This is a genomic window from Vibrio sp. Scap24 (assembly GCF_013394185.1).
GTDB lineage: Bacteria > Pseudomonadota > Gammaproteobacteria > Enterobacterales > Vibrionaceae > Vibrio > Vibrio pomeroyi.
In genome coordinates this window covers 3094351-3116298 of sequence record NZ_CP041332.1, presented here as the reverse complement: position 1 = coordinate 3116298, position 21948 = coordinate 3094351, and the positions used below count along the sequence as shown (strand labels likewise).

Genomic DNA, 21948 nt, shown 5'->3' with positions numbered 1-21948 from the left:
AACCATTCCTAATACGCAGCCATATCTAATTCAGTGATTCGATAATTCTTGGACGGATCGGCATTTTTTCCTCCGATAGAGAGCCAATAAGGTTGTGATAGATCGACATTGCCAGATATATCAAAGTAACCTGATTCTTGTGCTGGCCTCTGATCTGTGGTGGACGTGTAAACGTAAACTCTTTGACCTCGTTTATCGAACCAGTAGAAACGGTCTGAATCACGTAAGTTCATACTTTGTGAACTTGATACTTGGCCCCCCTCAAATAGCGAGACTGGCATTGAGCCGTATAAATTAACGTTCAACCCGAATGCGGTTGGCTCATTTTCGGGGTAAGGCCTGGTATTCCCTGTGTTAATAACCCCATCTTGCTGCCATGTCGTTTGATCAGTACCTAGTTGTTGTATTAGGACCGCAAATTCTCCTTTTGACGAATTACTGTCACTCTGAACACGGAACCTAATAACGAAGTTGTCACCAAGAAATGGCATTTTATATATATGGAATAACTTGCTATACCCAACATTTGGCATCAACATCAACCCCTCTTCATCAGGGGCATATACTTTTTGACTCCAATATTCTTCACTACTCCAAAGGGAAGGGTCTGATACGTCTATCGCCAACGCATCATCAACAGGGATAAATGGATAGAGTTCATCATGCGAGCTGATTCGCACTGCAAGTACTTCTTCACTGAATGAAATATCAAAATACGATTCTTCCAACAAACCAAACTCATTCGTGCTTTCTGAAGTCATTGGCTCACGGTTCAAAAACACACCGCGTTCATTGATGGACTCTAATTCAACGTCCGCAAAAGGTGCGGCATTACCGTCAGGGTCACGAACTTGAACTTCATACTCATAGCGGTTTGATACTCGCTCTTTCACTAAAACATCGACAGAAAAATCACTCACACTCGAGTTACTCAAATCAACACAAGTCGTATACATACCAACAGTCTTTGACTGGTTGCCGATTGATCCATCATTTAAGTGAACAGTGGCAGCGTTTGTTTCACTGACGTTTTCTGCAGTCCAATATTTCTTACTTGTTGGCCAATTGTAGTTAGTGAAAGCACTGGTTTCGTTGGTGACGAGCGTTTCAAGTTCTCGTTGCAGAGGCAAACGACCGCCGCGGACTTTGCAGTACTGACGAGCTTGACTAAGGGTTTGAGTTACGATTTCAGCATCTTTCAAACCTTGTGTGCCATTCTCGACATACGTGCCTGTATAAGGGGCATTAACGTAGTCGGCATACACTTTTGTCATTGGCGCGAAAAAGCGGATGTCTGAGCTGATCACAGGATCATGAGTGACAATATCTTCCCAATCTTGAATCAAAGAGAAATCTGGTTCGACTTCTATGCGTGCCAATCCGGTAGTGTAGCCACCCATGTGATCGCTTACTGTGTACGCCACGTCGTGCGGGCCAGGTTGTGTAGAAGAAAACTCAAACTGGGTATTGGTAACATTGGCTGGATTGTAAAGTGATGTTGTTGAATTAAAGTCCTGCACGCCGACAAGCTGTACATCATCGAGATCCACATCTGAGATATAATCAGCTACATCCACCACAATGTTTTCACCCAGTAACGCTAACTCGCTAAAGGCGAAATCTTCCGCTGTGGGTGCGGTATTGTAAGTATCTTCTGAAGTCGCAATCGACAGTGAGCCTTGTTGAATCGACTCACCGTTTTGGTAGCTGTAATACACCTCGGTTTGACCTTTGGCTGTTGGCGTAAATTCAATCTGATGCGTACCAGAGACGCGAGCAGTACCAGAACCTAGGCTGATAACACTATCTTGCAGGACAAAGTCATCACTAGGTAACGATGAACCTAGCTCGCTCTCTAGATCTACAACCACCACCTGTGATTCGATGGTTGATGCTGTCATACGAGGAAGAGTGGTAGACGAGTAATTCTGCCCCATAGCAACACGAGCGTATGAAGTTGCCATTGAAGTGCGAGCTGAAGTCGCTACTTCATACTCAAACAAGCAGTCATTAACGTCAGACGAATAGACATTGAAACTACCTTCACTAATACCTTGAACTTGGCAAGAATCACCAGATAGAGAGCGAGCATTAGTTAAGACAAAATCTTGGTTATTCGATGTATAAACATACTCAGTCAGGTCAATAGTGAAACCTTGTTCTACCAGCGAGTTATCTTGAATATCTTGAGCACTAATCGAGGCTGATGCTGTTGGAGATGCAATAATACCTTGCTCTCCGCCGGAGTTAGATTCACCACCACAACCCGCTAGCAATACCGCTAAACTGACTGAGGTAAACACATTTAGTGTTGAATTCCGTTTCAACAAATCACTGTTGAATAGATACATTAAAAGCACTCTGATTAATGAAGTAGAGCTGTATTGTGAACTTTGTCTCACTTCTACTCCATTAAATAGCTATGATTCATTATTAAAAATTAAACCATTGAAAGTTAAAGCTATTAATTCAAAATTCATTACCTTTCAAACTTCTAAATTTTTCTAAACCTCGCTATGAATTTCGAGAAAGACTGTTTAATAAACATTCAATCACATTAAGTTAACTCCTCTACTCATCCTCTCCATACTGCCCGACTCATTCACATTGACACGGCAAACCGCTATGAACCAAACCAAGATTGACCACGTGTACACGCTCGCTCTACAACACAAACATTCACTCGATGCACTTAGGTTGCTACAGCCAATGCGTCAACATTCAATGGAAACCTACGAGCACACATTAAGGGTGTGTTTACTCTCTTATTCATTTAGCGAGTACTTAGAATTTAATGAAGAACAGTTAGAATTAATTTTCGATTCTGCTCTTGTTCACGATCTAGGAAAGCTGGGGACGCCCGATGCTGTGCTTCACAAAACAGGCAAGTTAACGCCTGTAGAACGCCAAGTAATGAATAAACACGTTGAAGAGTCTTACTCAATGACGTTAGAGGTTCCTGAGCTAGAACTGGCGTCTATATTAGGTTCTTTACATCATGAACGATGGGATGGAAACGGATACCCGTTGCGCCTAAGAGGTTCTGAGAATCCTTTGATTGGACAAGTTATTGCACTGGTCGACACTTGGGATGCTATGACCTCAACCAGAGCTTACCGCACAGGCATGCCCGCTGATAAAGCATTACGTATTCTGTTTGATGAAAGATTGAAAGGACAATTTAACCCACTTCTGGTCGACAAATTTATCGCCTTTATTGCCATCACTTCACTCGCAGAAGCGGCATAACGGGTCACAAAAGCTTGAGAGCTAGAAATTGAGAACAAATAGTTAATAGCAAAAAGTCGATTGCAAAGAACTGAGAAATTTATGTGGGATATTAGGATAGGAAAGAAACAAAAAAGTCCGCGTACAACATTTTCAGAATGTTCAACAACGCGGACTCTTCAACCAGTATGCTTAACGCTTTGGATTAATCTCGACGACCTGTTAGCTCGATCGCGTGATCTTGTGTGTCAGTTTGGAATTTTAAACCACCAGAAGATGCTTCATTGCGGCCTTGTAATACAGGTTCTGATTCAACACGCTCTACATTAGTTTGATTCGGGGCTGTCAGGTTCATATCGATTGTACCTGTGTAATTACCATCTGCTGCAAACGCTGTATTCATTGAAAGAGCCATTAGGCCTAGTGCGATTAATTTTTTCATACATCACCTCTGTATTTCATCATTCGTTTTTTCTTTCGATGGAATTACTTTAGCCATCAACAACCAAACAAACGAGGAAAACCGAGATTAACCAAATAGAAAACAGCCCTAAAAATAACCTTTAAGGTAACTGCGACTGGATATCAGACAACACCTCATCCAGCCCTTTACCTAACGCCTCAACCAACGCCTCATAACCAGCTTCTTTCAACGGCACCTTAGAATCGAAATCAGCACGTGCAAGCTCTTCATCTTGTTCGCTTAGCACCCAAGTTCCTTTCACTTCTGCATTGCCAGTATAAGAACCATTGAACTGCTCAAAAGTAATCGTCAGCTCTTTATCTGCAGCGCCCGTAGCGTTCGAACTGTTGACCCTTTCTTCAAGTAGCCCCTCTAGGTTTTCCGCCCATACATGCTTGCGCGCAGAAACTAATTCATTTTCAGATTTGCGATAAGCGATGCCAATTGTGTCGAGGTAATCCGGTAGCTCTACTCGAGTTTTTACCTTAAAGATGGGTTTATCCAGAGTACTTTTCGGCAAGAGATAGGCGTTAGTGCCATCCGATGGAGCCGCACATCCCAAGAGCCCGACCGACATAACCAGTGATATAAATAGCTTTCTCATTATTCCACTCCCTTAACTGGAATCGGGTCCTCTTCAACATCGCTACCAAATACCAGTGCATTCGGTTTGTCATTTAACACTTTAATCAATGGGCGAAGTTCTTTAAGTACATGTTCTAACTCTTCAGATGCACTGATCAATTGCTCGTAGGCGTCGGAATCATTGTCGTAGCTTTCCAAGGTCGCCTCAAGTTGCTTCATGGTTTCACTCAGATCTTGAGGTAACGCTTTTGCACCTTCACTATCCAGTAATTCATCCATGCTCTTCAAAGTAGTGTCTAAAGAAGAGAGCGAGCTATTTAAATTAGCAACGGTTGCATCTAAAGGAAGTTCATTAATCTTGGTTAGAAAATCAGTGATCTGCTTTTGTATCTCAGTTAATCCACCAGCCACCACTGGGAATACTGGATAACCATCAAACTCTCTTGGTTCGTAAGGGTCTTCGTCTTCATAGAAATTAATATCGACAAACAATGCGCCCGTGAGCAAGTTACCTGTTTTCAATGTCGCTCTTAACCCTTCTCCCATCTGCAGTTTGACCCGCTCTGCAAAGGTTTTGGCATTCACGGCTCTAAAGACTTCCGATACTCGCTCAATTTCAAGCTTGATTAGGATTGGAATACGATTCGATACCTTGCCATCTTTATCCATACGAATCTGGAGCGGCACCGTATCCACCGTACCAATGCGTACACCACGATACTCTACAGGTGCACCTTTCCTTAAACCGCGAACCGACTCTTCAAACAACAATACGTAATCGATTGAAGTGGTGTATTTGCCTTGTAATACCGCATCGTAGTTATCATAAAGCGTATACTCGTGCAGGTTCTCTTTGATTTGAGCACCCGGCTTAATGCTCTCCGCGACATCAAAGCTCACCCCACCGGTCAATATGCTTTCTATCGATGCGAAGTTGACGTCTAAACCATTGGCACCAAATCTCACATCGATGCCAGAAGAGAGCCAAAACTGAGTCTTTTCGAAGATCAGCCCATCATAAGGCGCGAAGATAAACAGTTGGTATTTTCCCTCTTTCTTTTGGTAATCGAAACTCGTTTTTTCCACACGTCCTACAACAAAACCATGGTGCAACACGGGCTCACCGACATTGAGTTGATTCGCCTTATGATGTGACACCACAATACGAATACCTTTTGTATCAGGTCCCGCGACAGGTGGCGTGTCGAGCACATCAAACTTAAGCTGAGACTCACTCGATTTACCCGGTTTTAACTCGATATAAGAGCCCGACAAAATGGTCTCTAGGCCACTGATACCATCGGTACCAACATGTGGCTCAACGACCCAGAATTGAGTATCGGCATTGATCATGCGAGATGCTTTTTTGTCGATCTGTGCTTTCGCTATGATGTATTCATAGTCTTCGCTCAAAGCGACATCAGTAATGGTTCCCACATGGACATTCTTAGACTTAATCGCCGTTTTTCCGGCCTCTATACCCGAGGCATCCGGCAAGATAAGGGTTATCTCTGGCCCACGATTGTTGAAGTATTGAAATAGCATCCAACACCCGACTAATACTGCAATAATCGGTACTATCCAGACTGGCGACAGCTCGCTCTTTTTTGATACTTTTGCATCTGAAGTATTTTGCTTTTCCATATGTCCCACACCTCTTTGGGGAGATTACTTCCATATAATTCGGGAGTCGAAAATCATCGCTGACAACATCGTAAAGATGACCACCGACGCAAACGACAGAGCCGCTGGGCCCGGATAAATAGCCATCACGCCATCTAATTGAACCAATGCCACTAAGATGGCGACAACGAAAATATCGATCATCGACCAACGGCCAATAAATTCAGTCACGCGGTAGAGCTTTAAGTAACGATTCGCCCTTTGTTCTGTGAGCCCATGAACCCTTTTGGCATTCCAGTACAAATAAGCCAGAGCGACCATCTTCGCCATTGGGATAAAAACACTCGCAATAAGAATAATAAGTGCCACAGGGTATGAACCCATATTCCAAAGTAAGATAACCCCTTCCATGATGGTTGAGCCCTCGCTACTTCCAAAAGCTGAGGTATACATCATCGGGTACAAGTTGGCGGGGATATAAAACACCACCGAAGTAAACAACAGCGCCCACGCTATCTGCAGGTTTTTGATTGGTTCAAAGCGATGTAAGTGCGTGTGGCAGCGTGAGCAGTGATGAGTACTCTCACTGTAGCTGTGTACTTGTCCGCAAATGTGGCAGGCTAGATGCTGCTTATTCTGAAAAATGCTTCCTACCATCTTATCTTGCGAGGTTTTCGTTGGTACTAAGCGATCCCATAACCAATCAAAGTCCACCAAAGAAATCGTCTTCACCACCAACATGGCGTAAATACAAAACGCCCAGAACGACAGGCCCATGGAGACATCAGCCAAAGACGCGATCTTAATCAAGCTCACCAACACACCAATTAAAAACACATCGACCATCAACCATGGCTTAGCCCAACTTAATGACTTCAAAGCCAAAAACGTAAAGCGATTGGATGCGTAATCAACGTGTTTATTTCGGTCAACAAGCAGATAAAACCAAAGAGACAAAACTAAAAAGTACGCAGGTAAAAGAATGACGGCTAAAAAAAGTAAGATGGCGATCAGGCTGTTGTCCATTCGATTCATCATATCGACAGCTTGATACAAGGTAATCTGTTGGCTAATTCCTTGAACACTGAACGACATATAAGGAAAAGTGAGGCTCATTATCAACGTAATAAGACTCGCGACCGCATAAGCCATCACACCCTGCTCTTTGTGTTGCCCGACACTCGACAAGGTATGAGAACATCTTGGACATGACGCTTCGCTGCCCGCAGACAACTCTTCAAACTGACTAACCAGCCCGCATTCGTGACATGACTTGGTAAAACGTTCAGGCAAAGACGTCCCCTTTGATGTTAATAAGCAACTAGACACTCTAGGTAAATATAAGTAAGGGTTGGATTTTTTGCCAATATGCACACAACGAAAGGAACGCGATATATTAGAAATGAGAGGTGGAAAGATAAAAAAGGAGATGACCGAATGGCCACCTCCACGTTAAGTATTCACAAGTTTCGTTATTGGCTAAACAAAGCCTAGTTGTGATTGTTATCTAACTGGTAGAAAGTCACTTGCGCATAATCACTGTCGGCACTTGAGTTATCTTGTAAGTAGATACCTGCTTTAAAGTACATGTAGTTATCAGCATCGTCATAACCGCTGTTACTCATGTTCACTTCTTTTGCCGCTAGCTCTGAACCATTCTGACTAATCGTTGTGATCAACTTGTCGCCTTCGACAACAATGGAGTACGAGAAGGTTTCATCTAACGCAATGCCATCACTTGGGTTGCTGGTGTTATTCAAGTCACCGTCAGAAGTGACCATGTTACCTAACAAGTTATACCAAGTTTCATCGCCGCCAGTCGATTTAGAGGTTTCATGAGCAAAGTAGATCGCGCCTTTGTCGTTACCCGGCAATTTATGGTAATACAGGCGAATCGGCTCGTTTTTCTCAGCGTGGATCTGACCGATCACGATTCGACCAACTTGCTCAGTGTTTGAGGTAGTAGTCGTCACATGGTTGATGGCCAGCGTTGCATTCAACGTACCGTCAATGCCACCAAAATCAGCCTGTTCACTCGATGGAATAGACGAGAATGCCCAGTTGTTGTCTTTACCTGAGGTAGAGTAAGAAGTGTCACCACGACGCAGCATTTCTCGCAATTCAGTACGCACATACTTAGTTCCACTCGATGTGGTCACGCCTTCAACTGGTGTATAGAACACCAAGCCGCCATCACTGCCTGTATAGAAGAACTGATCTTCATAACCAGCATCTAGCGCGTTCTCTTTAATAGAAGTTGCGTAACCATCTCCTTCATCAACAGGGATGCTGACATACCAATCGAGTAAGTCGAAGTTGCCTGATGGCGGTAGATTTGGGTCAAGGCCGTAGTCAGGGCTGTCATTACCACTGATTTCGACTTCAGTAATGTTTGTCCAAACACTTTGAGCGCTGTTTTCAAAGACTTTGATACGAATCCAGCGAGCTTGAACATCTGTTACGTCATAGGTTTCAAAACCTGATGTGCTGCCACTGCTGTATCCATAGTAAACCTTGTCCCAGTTGCTTGAGCTTTCATCTGCTAATGCTCTGATCTCGAACTTATAAGTTTGTTCTTCTCCTTTACCCCAAGCTATCGCGACGTCCTGAACATTTTGTACTGATCCTAGATCGAGCACTAGATTAACAGGGGCATTTTGAGCTGCCCAACGCGATGACCAGTCTGTGCTGCCATCAATCGCATTTGATGCAGGGTAAGAGTTATGAGCTCCTCCCCAGTCTGATGCAGATTGGATGTTCAATGTTTCAGCCGATACTCCACAAGAAGCCATCGCCAAAAGAATTGAGCACGACAGTGGTTTGCAAAACTTAAGGTTGCAAGGGTTAAAAATCATACAAGTCTCCATGATATATTTCACGTATATTGTTTATTCCATAGTTTGTAGGGTGTTACCAAAGTAACGGAAACCACTATAGGACAATATTTGTACGACAAGTTGAACAAATATCACGATCATGAATTATTATATTACAAATAAATAACTATGTGACATGTGCTATTCTTATACCAAACACATCATCTAATAAGGCGTCTATATAACTCGAAGTTTTTACGCTTTGTTGTTAGCCTCCCTTTGTTATTCTCACACAGCACGACAACGTCCGGCGATCAGCTTTTGATGAAATCCTGTTTAAGCTTCTCTTCTAATGCTTGAACACAAAGCTGGATAGCGATAGGTGTGTTGGAAGTGAACGGGTTCAGCGCATAAACGGTGTTGGTCGGCAGTTGAAAGCTAGACATGATGTCGACAACCTCACCAGATAACTGGTGAAGGTAGAAATCTGGAATCACACCAATGCCAACGCCTGATTTGATTAATGCAAGACAACTATGAAATGAGTTAGTGGTACAACTGGCTTGTTGTTGATAGACAAAGTCTTGTTCATCTTGAGAACTAAAGTGATGAGTCACCTGTTTTCCTTGCCAAGAGTTGGCAATATAAGGGATAGAATCAAGTTCGCGTTCGCGCATGCTTTCTACGCCACACAACACGTCTTTAAACTCGCCTAACCGCTTCTGCTTAAGGTTACTATCACGCGAGCTGCCCACTCGTACCGCGAGATCAATATCGTGCTCCATGAAGTCCAAATGTTGATCATCACTGATCAGTTCTGGCTTTAGTTTCGGGTACTGTTTCATCAGATCGGCAATAACAGGTGCAACCAACAAGTCCATCAATGCATTGGGAGCAGTAATACGAATCCGCCCTTGCGGCTCTTCCAGTTCGGCTTTCGCCATATCCCACGCCGATTCGGCGATCACGTTGATGTCTTTGCAGCTTAGATAGAAGCGTTCGCCCATACTGGTTAGGGATTGTCTTCGTGTTGTACGCTTAAGGAGTGAAGCGCCGAGCTCTTGTTCCAGAATTTTGAGGTGCTGACTGACGACAGATTTAGACAACTCTAGTTTTTCAGCCGCAGCCGATACTGAGCCCTGCTCTACGATATGAGCGAAAATCGACATCTGCTTTAGCTTACTCATTTATTGTTCTCTTTTTACATACAGTATTTTCTATTATCTCTGTTTTTTAATTCAATTTCCAAGACTAAACTGAATCCAACTTATCGAGATACCTAATCAAAGAAGTAGTGTTTGAGAGAAGACTGCTATGGAGAGAAAACAATGTTAAACAACCAAGTATTAGAAGCATGTAAGCAAGGCATTAACGCATGGCAAAAAGCATTCAACAGCCAAGATGCAAAAGGTTGTGCAGACCAATACACAGAGGCTTGTGTGATGGAAGCTCGTCCATTCGGTACTTTTGAAGGCCGTGAAGCGATTCAAGCATTTTGGCAAAACATCATTGACCAAGGCTTCAAAGACGTTGATTACACAGATGTGAAGTGGGAAGAGCACCCAGAAGGTGGCTACATTCTTACCGCTAGCTGGACAATGAACAAAGCGTTCGGTGTTGTGCACCGTGAACACTGGGCATTAGAAGCCGATGGTTGCGCTCGCCTAGTAAGCGATGACTTTGAAGTTCAAGGCGAACGCTAGAAGCTAGAAGCTAGAAGCTAGAAGCTAGAAGCTAGAAGCTAGAAGCTAGAAGCTAGAACTACAGCATAAAGCATAGAAACAGAAAATAAAAAGCCAGCAATCCAAATAGGACTGCTGGCTTTTTTAATCATCGCTCTTGCCGTCTTTTCACTTCATTTGAAAGTAATTCAGTGACTCTACACAATCACTAAACACGCTCATGGTCTCCAGTTGAGGTGATAATCGAGCTGAACAAGTACCGATCTATAGTGCTGCTTTCTTCGCTTCTGCAATCCAAGCATCAAACGTATTTTGGTTCGCTTTAATCCAACCGTTTACGTGCGCTTCGATATCAGCCGAGCTGTTCTTACCTTTACTCATCATCATGTTCTGAGCACTTACATCGTTGATGTTCAGTTTGATGATTTCGAAAAGCTTAGCCGCTGATGGGTTGTTCTTCGCAAACTCTTTGTTCGCGATGATACGCATTGAGTTCATTTGGAAGCCGTAATTTTTACCGTTAGATAAAGTCGTATCGACATCCGAACGCTCGCCAGGAAGTGAAGAGAAAGGCACTTCTAGCCATACTACGTCTTCGTTAGGAACCAATACACCACTTACCCAGTACGGTGTCCACGTGTAGTAAAGGATTGATTCACCCTTTTGGTAACGTGAAATCGTGTCTGCGATGATAGCCGCATAGTTACCTTGGTTATGAGTTACTGTATCGTCCAGTTTGAAGGCTGACAGTTGATGTTCAATCACCATCTCACAACCCCAACCTGGGTTACAGCCAGTTAGGTCTGCTTTACCGTCACCATCAGCATCAAACAGTTTTGCGATTTTTGGATCAGTTAATTGACCAATGTTAGTGATGTTGTACTTTTCTGCCGTTTTCTTATCAATCAGGTAACCTTGCGCTGCACCACTTACATATTGGCCTTCGCGGTAGAATTTGTCATCGCCGCCCGCCATTGTGTATTTGTCTGCATGAAGTGGGAACCAACCTACCGTTAGGAACGTTGCGTCACCTTTTGCAATTGAGGTGTAGCCTACGTTGTAGTCCACTTCTTGCGTCGATTTCACATCGTAGCCAAGTTCTTCTAGAGCACGGTTAACAATCAACGTTTGGAATGTTTCTTCTGCTACAGACGATTGAACAGGCTGAACAGATACACCTTCACCCGGTAGGCTTGCTGCCCACACGTTCGTTGATACTGCCAGTGTAGAAACGATGCTCACTGCAAGTTTGCTCTTCCATGAATTATTCATTGGTGTTTTTCCTTAATTGAAGTTCTGATTTGTTACCGCGATTTAAAGCATTAAGTACAAGGGAAACAGGTCCCATGCGGTACCAGCGTAATTTTGTATTGCCTGCATTGACACCCAACACTTGGGTAATGCGATCCAATAAGATGGCGAGAATAACGATGCCTAGACCACCGACTGCGGCCAGCCCCATATCTAAACGGCCGATACCTCTCAGTACCATTTGACCTAAGCCACCTACCGCAATCATTGATGCGATAACCACCATAGATAGCGACAGCATCAGTGTTTGGTTTACGCCTGCCATGATGGTTGGCAATGCTAGTGGCAATTGAATTCGATAAAGCATCTGTTTTTTGCTTGCGCCAAATGAGTGACCGGCTTCGATCAACTCTTCCGGCACTTGCTGAATACCCAAAATGGTTAAACGTACCACTGGCGGCAGTGCAAATATGATGGTCACAACAACACCCGGTACGTTACCGATACCAAACAACATTACGATTGGTACGAGATAAACGAAGGCTGGCGTGGTTTGCATGGCATCCAGAATTGGACGTACGAATTTAGCCGCCGTGTTACTGCGGGCGAGCCATATACCCATGGGTAAACCAATCAACAGACAGAAGAAGACCGATGTCATCACCAATGAAAGCGTGGTCATGGCTTCAGACCAAGCGCCAATCAAGCCAATGAATGTTAAGGATACTGCCGTAGCAACACCAAGCTTTAGGTTTGAAAACTGCCATGCGACTAAAAACAAGATGATCAGCATGAATGGTGCAGGTGTGGAAACCAGAGCTGTTTCAAATGAACTTAGGATGAAATCGATAGGCACACGTATCGCTTGAAACAGTGGGCGTCCGTGTTCAACCAACCAATTCAGACCAGACTCAACCCAAGTATCGACTGGTAGTACGGCTTCAGCAAAAGGGTTCAGTGGGTCAAAAGGCGTCACCTCAACGGTTTCACTGCTTAGCCAATCCGCAGATGGTGCAGTTTCCGTTGTTTGGCCCCAAGGATCACTTGCTGGCTGAGTAGAGGGAGCGGCTTGCGACCATGGGTCATTATTTGTTTGTTCCGACGACATGATCTATCCCTTATCTAATGTTTGTAGCAATCGTGACTTAGTCACAACGCCAAAGTAATTACCTTGCTCGTCCACAACAGGAACGGAATAAGGCACACCGCCAACAAGGCCAAGCACATCATTGATTGGTAAATCAGGATTCAGAGTTAAGCCATCACTTAGCTGAGCGCTAACCAATGATTTGTTCTCTTTGTGGGCTTTGCGAAGAGAATCGATAGAAACAATGCCTGAGTAGTGACTGCTCTTCTCAACAACGATGCCGTATTCACGGTCGTTATCCATCAAGATTTGCAAAGCCGAGGCTGGACCATCGTGTTCAGATTTCTTAAATACCGCTGCAGGTTTCTTGCGTGCGATGTCTTTCACGGTAAGAACACTTGCTACATTCACACCACGGAAGAAGGCTTCAACGTAGTCGTTCGCTGGGCTGTTTAAGATCTCGTCGGGAGTACCCACTTGAACCACTTCGCCATTTTGCATAATCGCGATTCGGTCACCGATGCGCATCGCTTCATCCAAATCATGCGAGATGAAAACAATCGTTCGTTTATCGTCATTTTGAAGTCGGATTAACTCGTCTTGCATTTCAGTACGAATCAGTGGATCGAGTGCAGAGAACGCTTCGTCCATTAACAGAATGTCTGGGTCACATGCTAAAGCGCGAGCCAAACCAACACGCTGTTTCATACCACCAGATAGCTCATCTGGGTAAGACTCCGAATACGCGCCAAGGCCAACTCGTTCTAACGCGGCCAGTGCTGACTCTTTTCGTTTATCTACATCAACACCCGCAAGCTCAAGGCCAAACGCTGCGTTTTCGATCACAGTCATGTGGGGCATCAATGCGAAATTTTGGAAAACCATGGAGATGTTGTTGCGGCGAACTTCACGAAGTTCATCTTCTGAGATGTGGGCAATATCTTTGCCTCGTAGAAGCACATTACCTTTGGTAGGTTCAATCAAGCGGTTAAGAAGGCGTACTAGGGTTGATTTGCCAGATCCTGACAGTCCCATTATTACGAAAATCTCGCCTTCTTGAATACTAAGAGAAACATCGTTAACGCCGATCGTTAGACCTGTTTCTTCGAAAACTTTGTCTTTGTCCGCACCTTGATTAATCATCGCAAAAGCACGGTCGGTGTCTTCACCAAACACCTTGTACAGTCCCTTAACTTCCAGTATGGGATCCATGTAATCTAATCCTTTCTTAGTTATTTAAACTTAAAAACGGTTATTTAAACTTAAAAATGACTTATTTAAACTCAAAAAACGATTAGCACTCTAAGTAATTAACCAGTGTAAATCAAGGGGTCTCGTACTGTAAATCACCCACAAAACCACCAATCCCCTAGAAAAAACAATGATTAAAAATAAAACAACAAACACCCAAAACACTGAAAAACAAAGACATTTAAACAACCAAGCCGCTTGCAATATTATGTATTACTTACTGATAGATTTTTTTTTCAGATGTGTATAAGAGACAGATTATGTATTACTTACTGATAGATTATTGAATATTTATTTTACATTTGATCAATTAATACGCTAGACAGACCAAGAATAGCACCAAATAGTTCGTGTACAAATAATTCGAATACAAACTATTTATTAAGATTTAATGACGTTTTAGATGCAAGCACTCAGCCTGTTGTAAGGGTCTGATCCCCCACTCGTACTTAACCTAAAAAACAAAGGGAAATCGGCTAAGACCAACGAGACAAATTTGAGTTTTTCAACCCAGAATTTCAAAGCATCACACCAACTGTGATACTTGCTGCAAACTGTTCAATATCGATTATCTAAGCCACAAGACAACTTGTAGAGTGCTCACTGCTGAGCCATTCTTTATAAAAGAAATAGACATTTCCCCGCGATGAATGAGAGAAAAAAACAAGGAACTCGAATGATAAAAATGCTGGTGTGTGACTTTGACGGGACGCTGGATGGAGGATCTTCTCATGGCGTTAATCAGTTATTTGACTACCTAACCGAGCAACCTGATATCCGTTTTATCATTGCGACAGGAAGAACTCTGCCGTCAATTCGAGTTGGATTGGCGTCTGATAACTACCCTAAACCACACAGCATTATCAGTGATGTTGGCACTAGAATTCATCACGTTCATTCCCAAAAACCCGATCATGTTTGGCACAACCGATTAGAAGCGTCGTGGAACAAATCCAAGGTCGAGACAGCACTCGCACCACTCGACTTTATGGGTGAACGCTTTGAAAATCATCAAGGTGATTACAAGATTACTTTTGAAGGGAAGCTGTCTGAGCCTCAACATGAATTGATCGAATCAAGTTTGGAGTCGCACGGATTGGATGTGCATCTCACGTACTCCCACGACTGGTATTTAGACATCACACCGAAGGGCGTCAATAAAGCTACTGCGATTCATCACCTGCTCAAGCAGCATGATTTGAGCGTAGAAGAAGTGTGTGTAGCAGGCGACTCTGCAAACGACACATCCATGCTAACGATAGAGGGCGTAAATTCGATATTGGTCGCTAACCATTATCCAGAAGTGGCTCACTTGTCCGACAGAGACAACGTGTATACCAGCACCGCAACACACGCTGAGGGTGTGTTAGAGGGGCTCAAATACTGGCAAAGGCGCGCGTCGAATATCCGATAAACGCCAGTCCGCCGTTAATAGCAGATTCCTATCAAACAGGCTTCCAGCTCTATTTCCAGCCTGGGAGCCAATTTTGATTATCAGTAAGCTCTCGCCAATTGATGTCTTCTTCTCGTTTGGTCATGACCGCCTCTATCATGCAGCGCACGACCTCCCCTTCATCAAATTCGACTTCTGTGACCATAAAGTGCTTTTCTTTCTTCACAGGGCTAACGGCTGTCCATTTGCTACGAAATAACTTCTTTGGGTTGATTCGATTCATGGGATTCTCTCTTGCTTTGATGTCGTTGATTATTATCAGGTGTCTACTCGACACACAGTAATAGTCTTTCCATCGCAAAAAAGATCATAAAAAAAGCCAGCGGTTAGGCTGGCTTCGTTCAATTAGCTATTTATCGTTAAAGATTAGCCATTTTTAGGTGGATCAAATGCTGTCAGTTCTAATACTGGGCCTGTGTATTTTTCAATTTTCACAAGCGCAGAGTTCGCTGCACAACCATTTGCCAAACGAGAGGTCGGAATATCCAACGTAAGTACGTTACAGCCGCCGTTTTTACATAGGCCTGTATCTTTATCTAAATCTGGCCAACCACCTTCATGGATACATACAGAGCCTTGTTTGATGCCATCAGTCACTAGTGCGCCAACCAATACTTGGCCACGACCATTGTGTGCACGAACCAAATCACCCGTTTTAATGCCACGCGCTTTTGCGTCTTCAGGGTGGATTGAAATCGGCTCGCGGTCTGCGATCGCATACTCTTCACGAATCTTCGCGTAGTTGAACTGACTATGTAGACGGTGCGCCGCATGCGCTGTCATCAATTGCAGTTCGCCATCTTTAGCATTGCCGGTGTACTCTGTTGGCTCCATCCAAGTTGGATGTGGAGGACAATCATCAAGCTTGTAACCTTCAATCGTTTTCGAGAATATTTCAATCTTACCACTTGGTGTACCTAGTGGGTTCATGATTGGATTCTCTCGGAAGTCAGCGTAACGAACAAACTGTGCGTTCTTCTCGTTCCACTTCATTTCGATCAGTTGATTGTCTTCCCAAAACTTGCTGAAGTTCGGCATAGCAACGCGTGCAGCGCGGCCACCTTGTTGAGCAGCTTTGTAGAATTGGTACAACCATTCCATTTCAGTTTTGCCTTCGGTGTATACTTCATGACCACCTGGAGCCAATAGCTCTGCCATGTCTGCAAATACATCGAAGTCATTACGCGCTTCACCTTGTGGCTCAACCGCTTTCTTCATTGGTACTAGGTGCTGGTTACTGTAGTCGCCAGTCATCGTCAGGTCATTACGTTCAAACGATGTTGTAATAGGCAAAACAATATCTGCATGCTTCGCAGCTGCGGTCCAGTAGATTTCAGAAATAACAACCAATTCCGGTTTCTGCCACGCTTTAATCAAGCGGTTGGTGTCTTGGTGGTGAGTGAAATTACCACCGCCCGCCCACCAAATCATTTTGATATCTGGGAACACACGATCATGGCCATTATGTTTGTACGCTTTGCCCGGATTTTCTAGGGCTTCTACAATACGAGCAACAGGGAATGAGTTAATCACCTTACCCGTAGCTGACCAACCTCGCTCATCACTACCTGCTACAGCACCTAAAGACGCAGACATTGCAGGCAATACGCCAGCATCGCGAGATGGGTTACCGCCATTAGAGTAGTGGTAAGAGAAGCCGAAGCCACCACCTGGCAAACCAATCTGACCAAGCATCGCAGCAAGAGTTACTAACATCCAGTGGCGTTGCTCACCAAACTGTTGGCGTTGAATGCCCCAACCTGCCATCAACATTGTGCGGTTGCTGCTGAAAATATCAGCCAGCAATTCAAGCTGTTTAGCTGGCACACCACACACGCTTGACGCCCACTGTGCGTCTTTCACTACGCCGTCTTCTTTACCCATTAGGTAATCTTCGAAAACATCATAGCCAGTCGTGTATTTTTCGATGAATGTTCGGTCGTGTTTACCTTTTATAACTAACGTATGAGCAATACCCATCAACATCGCAACATCGGTCATTGGGTGTGGAGCAATCCACTCAGCGTTGTCGCCAAAGAACTCGATAGTTTCAGAACGCATTGGGTCGATAGCGATAACCGTTTTGCCCGACTTCTTCAACTGATGGAAGAACTCTAAGCCTGAGCAATCTGTAGAACTCCAAGCGATCTTCAAAGTGTTCATTGGGTTTAGGCCCCATAGCACAACAACATCACTGTGTTCTAGCACCATCGGGTGCGTTGTTTGTTGCTCATATACTTCAATCGAGCCCACAACGTGCGGCATGATAACTTGCGCAGCACCTGTTGAGTAATCGCCCATGTGACCAGAGTAACCACCAGCCATGCCCATGTAACGCTGAAGTAAAGTCTGTGCCTTATGAAGCACACCACTTGAACGCCAGCCGTATGAACCTGCGAAAATTGCATCTGGGGTGTTATTTGCACGAATACGCATATGTTGTTCGTGTATTAGTTTGTAAGCTTCCTCCCAAGATACGCGAACAAACTCATCGCTACCGCGCTCTGCTTTAGGCGCTAACGGGTTATCTAAGTAGCTCTTGCGTACCATAGGGTATTTAATACGCGCTTTGGTGTGTACTTGATCTGGGCCTGTGGTTTGAAGGCTGTTAAAAACGGTTTGAGGTACCGCATTCGTGGTCGAGACTAACTTGCCATCTTTCACTTCACACAGCATTGGTCCCATACGACCTGCCGTTAGAACCCCTTTACCCCGCGTATTTGACGAAGCTACTGACATTGGAGAGAACGATGTAAACGCCATCGCACCAGCAGTGATACCTGTGCCTTTTAAGAATCCGCGACGTGTAATATCTGTCATTTTTTATTCCTTACTATTAGTGGCCAACAACGTCTTTCGCGTGGTTTTGGAAGTACTTAGTCAGAAGTTCAAGGTTTTGTTCTGAGATATCTGTTCGAGCTCCCATACCTTTAGCTACTGGTCCCCAAGCGTTAACAGTGAAGTGCTCACCAGGAATTTTTGCGTGACAAGTCGAACAGTAGACGTTGTCTAACTCTTCTGCGTAAGACCAGATTGGGTCTAGGCTATCGACAACTGGCGAAGTAATGTCACCCGTCAACGCAACAGAACGCCATTCGTTACCATAAGCATCGGCTTCGTATTCACCAGTAGTCAGTGCTTCTTGACCTTTGTCTGTTAGTGTCGCAACGATTGCACGTTGACCTTCACCGAAGTAAAGCACTTGCTCCGCGCCTTTCATTTGGAACGCATTCAGAGTCACAGTACGGTTGTCGCCTTCAGCTTTAACCACTTCTAGTTTTGCTGTTGGATTTAGGTTACCAAATTCGCCCATTGCGATATCAGTGACTGGGTAAACCACTTTCGCATCTGCTGGCGTATTTTTGGTAAAGGCAATCAGGGTATCGAAGGCTTTGCTGTCTAGCTGAGCTTCTGGGGCAAAGTGCGCTACGCCTTTATGACAGTCGATACACGTTTGGTTGTTCTCTTTCCCGTAAGCGTGCATTTTCGCCGCATCACGAGATTGCTCAAACTCTTCCATAGCATCGAAATCGTGACAAGAGCGACATGTCGCTGAATCATTTTCACGGAATTGAGCCCATACGGTTTCGGCCATCTCTTCACGGTGTGCTTCGTATTTTTCAGGCGTGTCGATCTTACCTGAGATGAATTCGTGATAGATGTCTTTAGACGCTCTTACTTTGGTGATCACGTAGTCAATCGGATCTGTTGGGATATGGCAATCGGCACACTCAGCTCTAATGCCTTTTGCGTTACTGAAGTGAACCGAACCTTGGTATTCTTTATGGGGTGTTTCCATCGTGTGGCAAGAAACACAAAACTCAGTGCTCGATGTATAGTGCATAACGGCTGCAGTTCCCCCTAAAGTTAACCAGCCAATGCCTATACCAACCGCCGCTATTAGTGCGATATAACGTTTTTTTATTGTCATAATTTTTAATCATCTTCAACAATTGGTTACAATTGCGATCAGAATAGTACTTTAGGGGTAGGCCTGTTTGATTTGGATCATTAATCGCAATCTGAGGAACAAAAAATGAACCTTTCTGAGAGCTTAATGTCACTTTGAAAAATTAGCGCCCTAACAACCCAATCACCCAACAAATGCAAGGTGCACATTGAATTCTGCCAACTAATTAATCCAACAATAAAGACGCTAAACTCGCGCCCAAATCAAAGAAGTAAATTGTAAATCTAATACAATGTCGGCTAACTCTTTTCATAAACGCTTCACTCCATGAACCAGACAGAATTCCAGCAAAAAATAGCGAGTTTCACCTCCATCGAACAAGCGCTTGATTACTTTGAAATTGGGTTTGATAGCAAGTTCATCGAGCAAAACAGAATCGAGCTTGTGAAACGCTTTAATGGTTATCTGATTCTTGAGAAACCTGATGATTGGTTTTCTGGACGAAGAGCGCTAAAAAACGCTTATTGCAAGGTGCAACGTAGCAAGTTAGATCGCCACACACGTTCTGCCTGTCGTGGGTGTACCACTTGCCAGCGTCGATAGTGGGAAAGTGGGTTGTTCAAAAATAGACAACGAAAAAGTAGATAGTTGAAATAACATCTCATTACGATTTAGTTAGTGGTTTGCTCGAAAAAAAGTGTGCTAGTCTTACGACAACTCAACTACGAGATAAAAACTACAATGAAAATTTTCAGCAATTTCGAAAGCGGCAACATTCACGTCGTTTCAGCAGATTCACCACAAAACATTCAACTGACTATCCCAGCAGACAACCAGACTGAAATCTCTCAGTGGTTCCACTTCCGTTTAGAAAGCGATGCTCAACAAGCTCACCACTTCGAAATCGGCCAATTGGCAACATCTGCATACCCTGAAGGCTGGAAAGATTACGATGTGGTTGCATCGTACGACCGCGAAGAGTGGTTCCGTATTCCATCTCAGTTCGATGGTGACACACTAAGCTTCGATATCATTCCGGAGCACGATTCAATGTACTTCGCGTACTTCGCACCGTACTCATACGATCGTCACCAAGATCTTCTGCACAGCGCGCAAACGCACCCAGCTTGTAAGCTTGAAACTCTGGGCCACACGCTAGATAACAATGACATCACTTTGCTAACCATTGGTGAGCCAAGTGAAGAGAAGAAAAATATTTGGGTAATTGGTCGCCAACACCCTGGCGAGACTATGGCTGAATGGTTGATCGAAGGCCTTCTTCAACGTCTGCTTGATGAAACGGACACAGTTGGTCGTTCTCTGCTAGACAGCGTTGTTTTCCGCGTGGTTCCTAACATGAACCCAGATGGCAGCATCCGCGGTCACCTTCGTACTAATGCGCTTGGCGTTAACCTGAACCGTGAATGGCAATCGCCTTCTATGGAACGTAGCCCAGAAGTATTCCTTGTTCGTGAGCGCATGCTAGAAATGGGCGTTGACCTGTGTCTAGACATTCACGGTGACGAAGCGATTCCATATAACTTTGTAGCAGGTAGCGAAGGCACGCCTTCATACAACGAGCGTATCGCTAAACTAGAGAACCACTTCAAGCAAGCACTACTGACGATCACGCCAGAGTTCCAAGATGAGTTTGGTTACGATAAAGACGAACCGGGCAAAGCGAACATGACGGTTGGCACAAACTGGATCGGTGAGCAGTTCAAATGCTTAGCTTACACTGTCGAGATGCCATTTAAAGATCACATCAGCCACGCTGACGAACTGTACGGTTGGTCTCCAGAGCGCAGCGTTGCATTTGGTCACGACATGCTAGCCGCAGTTTGGGCGACAGTAGACGAGCTATAAAACGAACTATAGACAGACTAAGCGCCTTAGTTTGTCCGTATCGTCAGTTTGCTTACATATAATAAAGCCCAGCACTTGAGAAAGTGCTGGGCTTTTTAATATCGGCTTTGATGAGAGAATTGAGCTTTAAGGTATCTAACTTTAAAAGCTTTCTATGCCACTCTGAGGCTAGCAAAAAATACTGGGTATCTTTGCCTAATGTGACGTTGCTCTGACACCATATCTTTAAAGCTGGGACCTTGTGATAACTGAACGATCACTTCATCACCTTCTTGTCGCAATACCGCACCACTAATATCGATACTGTTGTTGTCATGTAACCTTAAGGTGCCTGCCATTGAAAAACCGCGATAAACAGGAATGATATTACGCATCATCAGGCGGACGCCCTTTTCAGACACTTCACTCACATGAAAAAGCTCATCCTTAATTCGCATCACCGGGCGTGCCTTTTGAGGGTACTTTAAGCGGTAATATTTGCGTTTCTGGGTGAATGACTCTTCACGCATTAGTGACTCCCTGTCTCTGTTATTCTTTAAAGCGAGCTAACCGTTTGCTTCAGTTATCATCAGCAATGGCCCTTCTTAATCATCAATTTGGCTTAAAATTAATACATTCACCAAATTGATATCTGATTATTATATCGACTTTATAACCTAATGCTTTAGGCATTTATGCAGAGAGACAAGGATTCCCTAAAATTCAGTGAAAAGTGAGATATGAGTCGTATCTG

At 44.1% G+C, this 21948-nt stretch carries 19 protein-coding genes; 5 read left to right on the top strand and 14 right to left on the bottom strand.

Going from position 1 to position 21948, the window contains the following annotated elements; translation table 11 throughout:
* Window positions 1-8: 8 nt before the first annotated feature.
* Window positions 9-2351 carry a hypothetical protein gene (locus FLM53_RS13965; protein ID WP_176681586.1) on the bottom strand — a complete coding sequence of 781 codons (2343 nt, stop codon included), beginning with the start codon at window positions 2349-2351 and terminating at the stop codon, window positions 9-11.
* Between the two features lie 274 nt (window positions 2352-2625).
* Here FLM53_RS13965 and FLM53_RS13960 point away from each other — a divergent pair, with 274 nt between their 5' ends.
* Entirely contained in the window at window positions 2626-3249 is a 624-nt protein-coding gene (locus FLM53_RS13960) for an HD-GYP domain-containing protein (RefSeq protein ID WP_176681587.1), read from the top strand.
* A gap of 184 nt (window positions 3250-3433) precedes the next feature.
* Here FLM53_RS13960 and FLM53_RS13955 read toward each other — a convergent pair whose 3' ends face one another.
* The 6 genes from FLM53_RS13955 to FLM53_RS13930 all read right to left on the bottom strand — a co-directional run bounded on the left by FLM53_RS13955 (window position 3434) and on the right by FLM53_RS13930 (window position 9902).
* Complete coding sequence (locus tag FLM53_RS13955; protein ID WP_176681588.1) at window positions 3434-3670, bottom strand: hypothetical protein; 237 nt, start codon at window positions 3668-3670, stop codon at window positions 3434-3436.
* 121 nt (window positions 3671-3791) lie between these two features.
* A complete protein-coding gene (locus tag FLM53_RS13950; protein WP_176681589.1) occupies window positions 3792-4295 on the bottom strand; it encodes a membrane integrity-associated transporter subunit PqiC in 504 nt (167 codons plus the stop codon).
* On the bottom strand, window positions 4295-5920 hold the full coding sequence (pqiB, locus tag FLM53_RS13945) for an intermembrane transport protein PqiB (RefSeq protein ID WP_176681590.1): 1626 nt from the start codon (window positions 5918-5920) through the stop codon (window positions 4295-4297). Before pqiB ends, FLM53_RS13950 begins: the two co-directional genes overlap by 1 nt.
* A gap of 24 nt (window positions 5921-5944) precedes the next feature.
* Window positions 5945-7192, bottom strand: coding sequence for a paraquat-inducible protein A (locus FLM53_RS13940; protein WP_176681591.1), 1248 nt, complete (start codon window positions 7190-7192; stop codon window positions 5945-5947).
* Between the two features lie 197 nt (window positions 7193-7389).
* Window positions 7390-8754 carry a polysaccharide lyase family 7 protein gene (locus tag FLM53_RS13935; protein ID WP_176681592.1) on the bottom strand — a complete coding sequence of 455 codons (1365 nt, stop codon included), beginning with the start codon at window positions 8752-8754 and terminating at the stop codon, window positions 7390-7392.
* A gap of 275 nt (window positions 8755-9029) precedes the next feature.
* The gene (locus FLM53_RS13930; RefSeq protein WP_176681593.1) at window positions 9030-9902 is read right to left on the bottom strand and encodes a LysR family transcriptional regulator; all 873 of its coding nucleotides are present in this window, start codon (window positions 9900-9902) and stop codon (window positions 9030-9032) included.
* Between the two features lie 141 nt (window positions 9903-10043).
* Here FLM53_RS13930 and FLM53_RS13925 point away from each other — a divergent pair, with 141 nt between their 5' ends.
* A complete protein-coding gene (locus FLM53_RS13925) occupies window positions 10044-10418 on the top strand; it encodes a nuclear transport factor 2 family protein (protein ID WP_017633307.1) in 375 nt (124 codons plus the stop codon).
* A gap of 243 nt (window positions 10419-10661) precedes the next feature.
* Here FLM53_RS13925 and proX read toward each other — a convergent pair whose 3' ends face one another.
* From proX to proV, 3 genes are read right to left on the bottom strand one after another with little or no spacing between them, the layout of a single operon-like run.
* Window positions 10662-11669 (bottom strand): glycine betaine/L-proline ABC transporter substrate-binding protein ProX, encoded by a 1008-nt coding sequence (proX, locus tag FLM53_RS13920; protein WP_017630082.1) that lies wholly within the window; start codon window positions 11667-11669, stop codon window positions 10662-10664.
* Window positions 11662-12756 carry a glycine betaine/L-proline ABC transporter permease ProW gene (gene proW / locus FLM53_RS13915; protein ID WP_019824227.1) on the bottom strand — a complete coding sequence of 365 codons (1095 nt, stop codon included), beginning with the start codon at window positions 12754-12756 and terminating at the stop codon, window positions 11662-11664. The genes proX and proW overlap by 8 nt, the downstream gene beginning before the upstream one ends.
* A gap of 3 nt (window positions 12757-12759) precedes the next feature.
* Window positions 12760-13947 carry a glycine betaine/L-proline ABC transporter ATP-binding protein ProV gene (gene proV, locus FLM53_RS13910; RefSeq protein ID WP_176681594.1) on the bottom strand — a complete coding sequence of 396 codons (1188 nt, stop codon included), beginning with the start codon at window positions 13945-13947 and terminating at the stop codon, window positions 12760-12762.
* A gap of 715 nt (window positions 13948-14662) precedes the next feature.
* Here proV and FLM53_RS13905 point away from each other — a divergent pair.
* Entirely contained in the window at window positions 14663-15400 is a 738-nt protein-coding gene (locus FLM53_RS13905; protein ID WP_176681595.1) for an HAD-IIB family hydrolase, read from the top strand.
* A 49-nt stretch (window positions 15401-15449) separates the two neighbouring features.
* Here the strand turns inward: FLM53_RS13905 and FLM53_RS13900 are convergent, their stop codons facing one another.
* The 3 genes from FLM53_RS13900 to FLM53_RS13890 form a co-directional block, all read right to left on the bottom strand.
* Entirely contained in the window at window positions 15450-15662 is a 213-nt protein-coding gene (locus FLM53_RS13900; protein ID WP_026084164.1) for a TIGR02450 family Trp-rich protein, read from the bottom strand.
* 143 nt (window positions 15663-15805) lie between these two features.
* Window positions 15806-18259, bottom strand: coding sequence for a molybdopterin guanine dinucleotide-containing S/N-oxide reductase (locus tag FLM53_RS13895; RefSeq protein ID WP_176681596.1), 2454 nt, complete (start codon window positions 18257-18259; stop codon window positions 15806-15808).
* A 16-nt stretch (window positions 18260-18275) separates the two neighbouring features.
* On the bottom strand, window positions 18276-19370 hold the full coding sequence (locus FLM53_RS13890) for a NapC/NirT family cytochrome c (RefSeq protein ID WP_176681597.1): 1095 nt from the start codon (window positions 19368-19370) through the stop codon (window positions 18276-18278).
* Between the two features lie 306 nt (window positions 19371-19676).
* Here FLM53_RS13890 and FLM53_RS13885 point away from each other — a divergent pair, with 306 nt between their 5' ends.
* Both FLM53_RS13885 and FLM53_RS13880 read left to right on the top strand, forming a co-directional pair.
* Window positions 19677-19952, top strand: coding sequence for a nitrogenase-stabilizing/protective protein NifW (locus FLM53_RS13885; RefSeq protein ID WP_017630075.1), 276 nt, complete (start codon window positions 19677-19679; stop codon window positions 19950-19952).
* A gap of 138 nt (window positions 19953-20090) precedes the next feature.
* Window positions 20091-21215: a carboxypeptidase family protein gene (locus FLM53_RS13880; RefSeq protein WP_176681598.1), complete on the top strand. Its 1125-nt coding sequence runs from the start codon at window positions 20091-20093 to the stop codon at window positions 21213-21215.
* 152 nt (window positions 21216-21367) lie between these two features.
* Here FLM53_RS13880 and FLM53_RS13875 read toward each other — a convergent pair whose 3' ends face one another.
* A complete protein-coding gene (locus FLM53_RS13875; RefSeq protein WP_017630073.1) occupies window positions 21368-21724 on the bottom strand; it encodes a hypothetical protein in 357 nt (118 codons plus the stop codon).
* Window positions 21725-21948 lie beyond the last annotated feature (224 nt).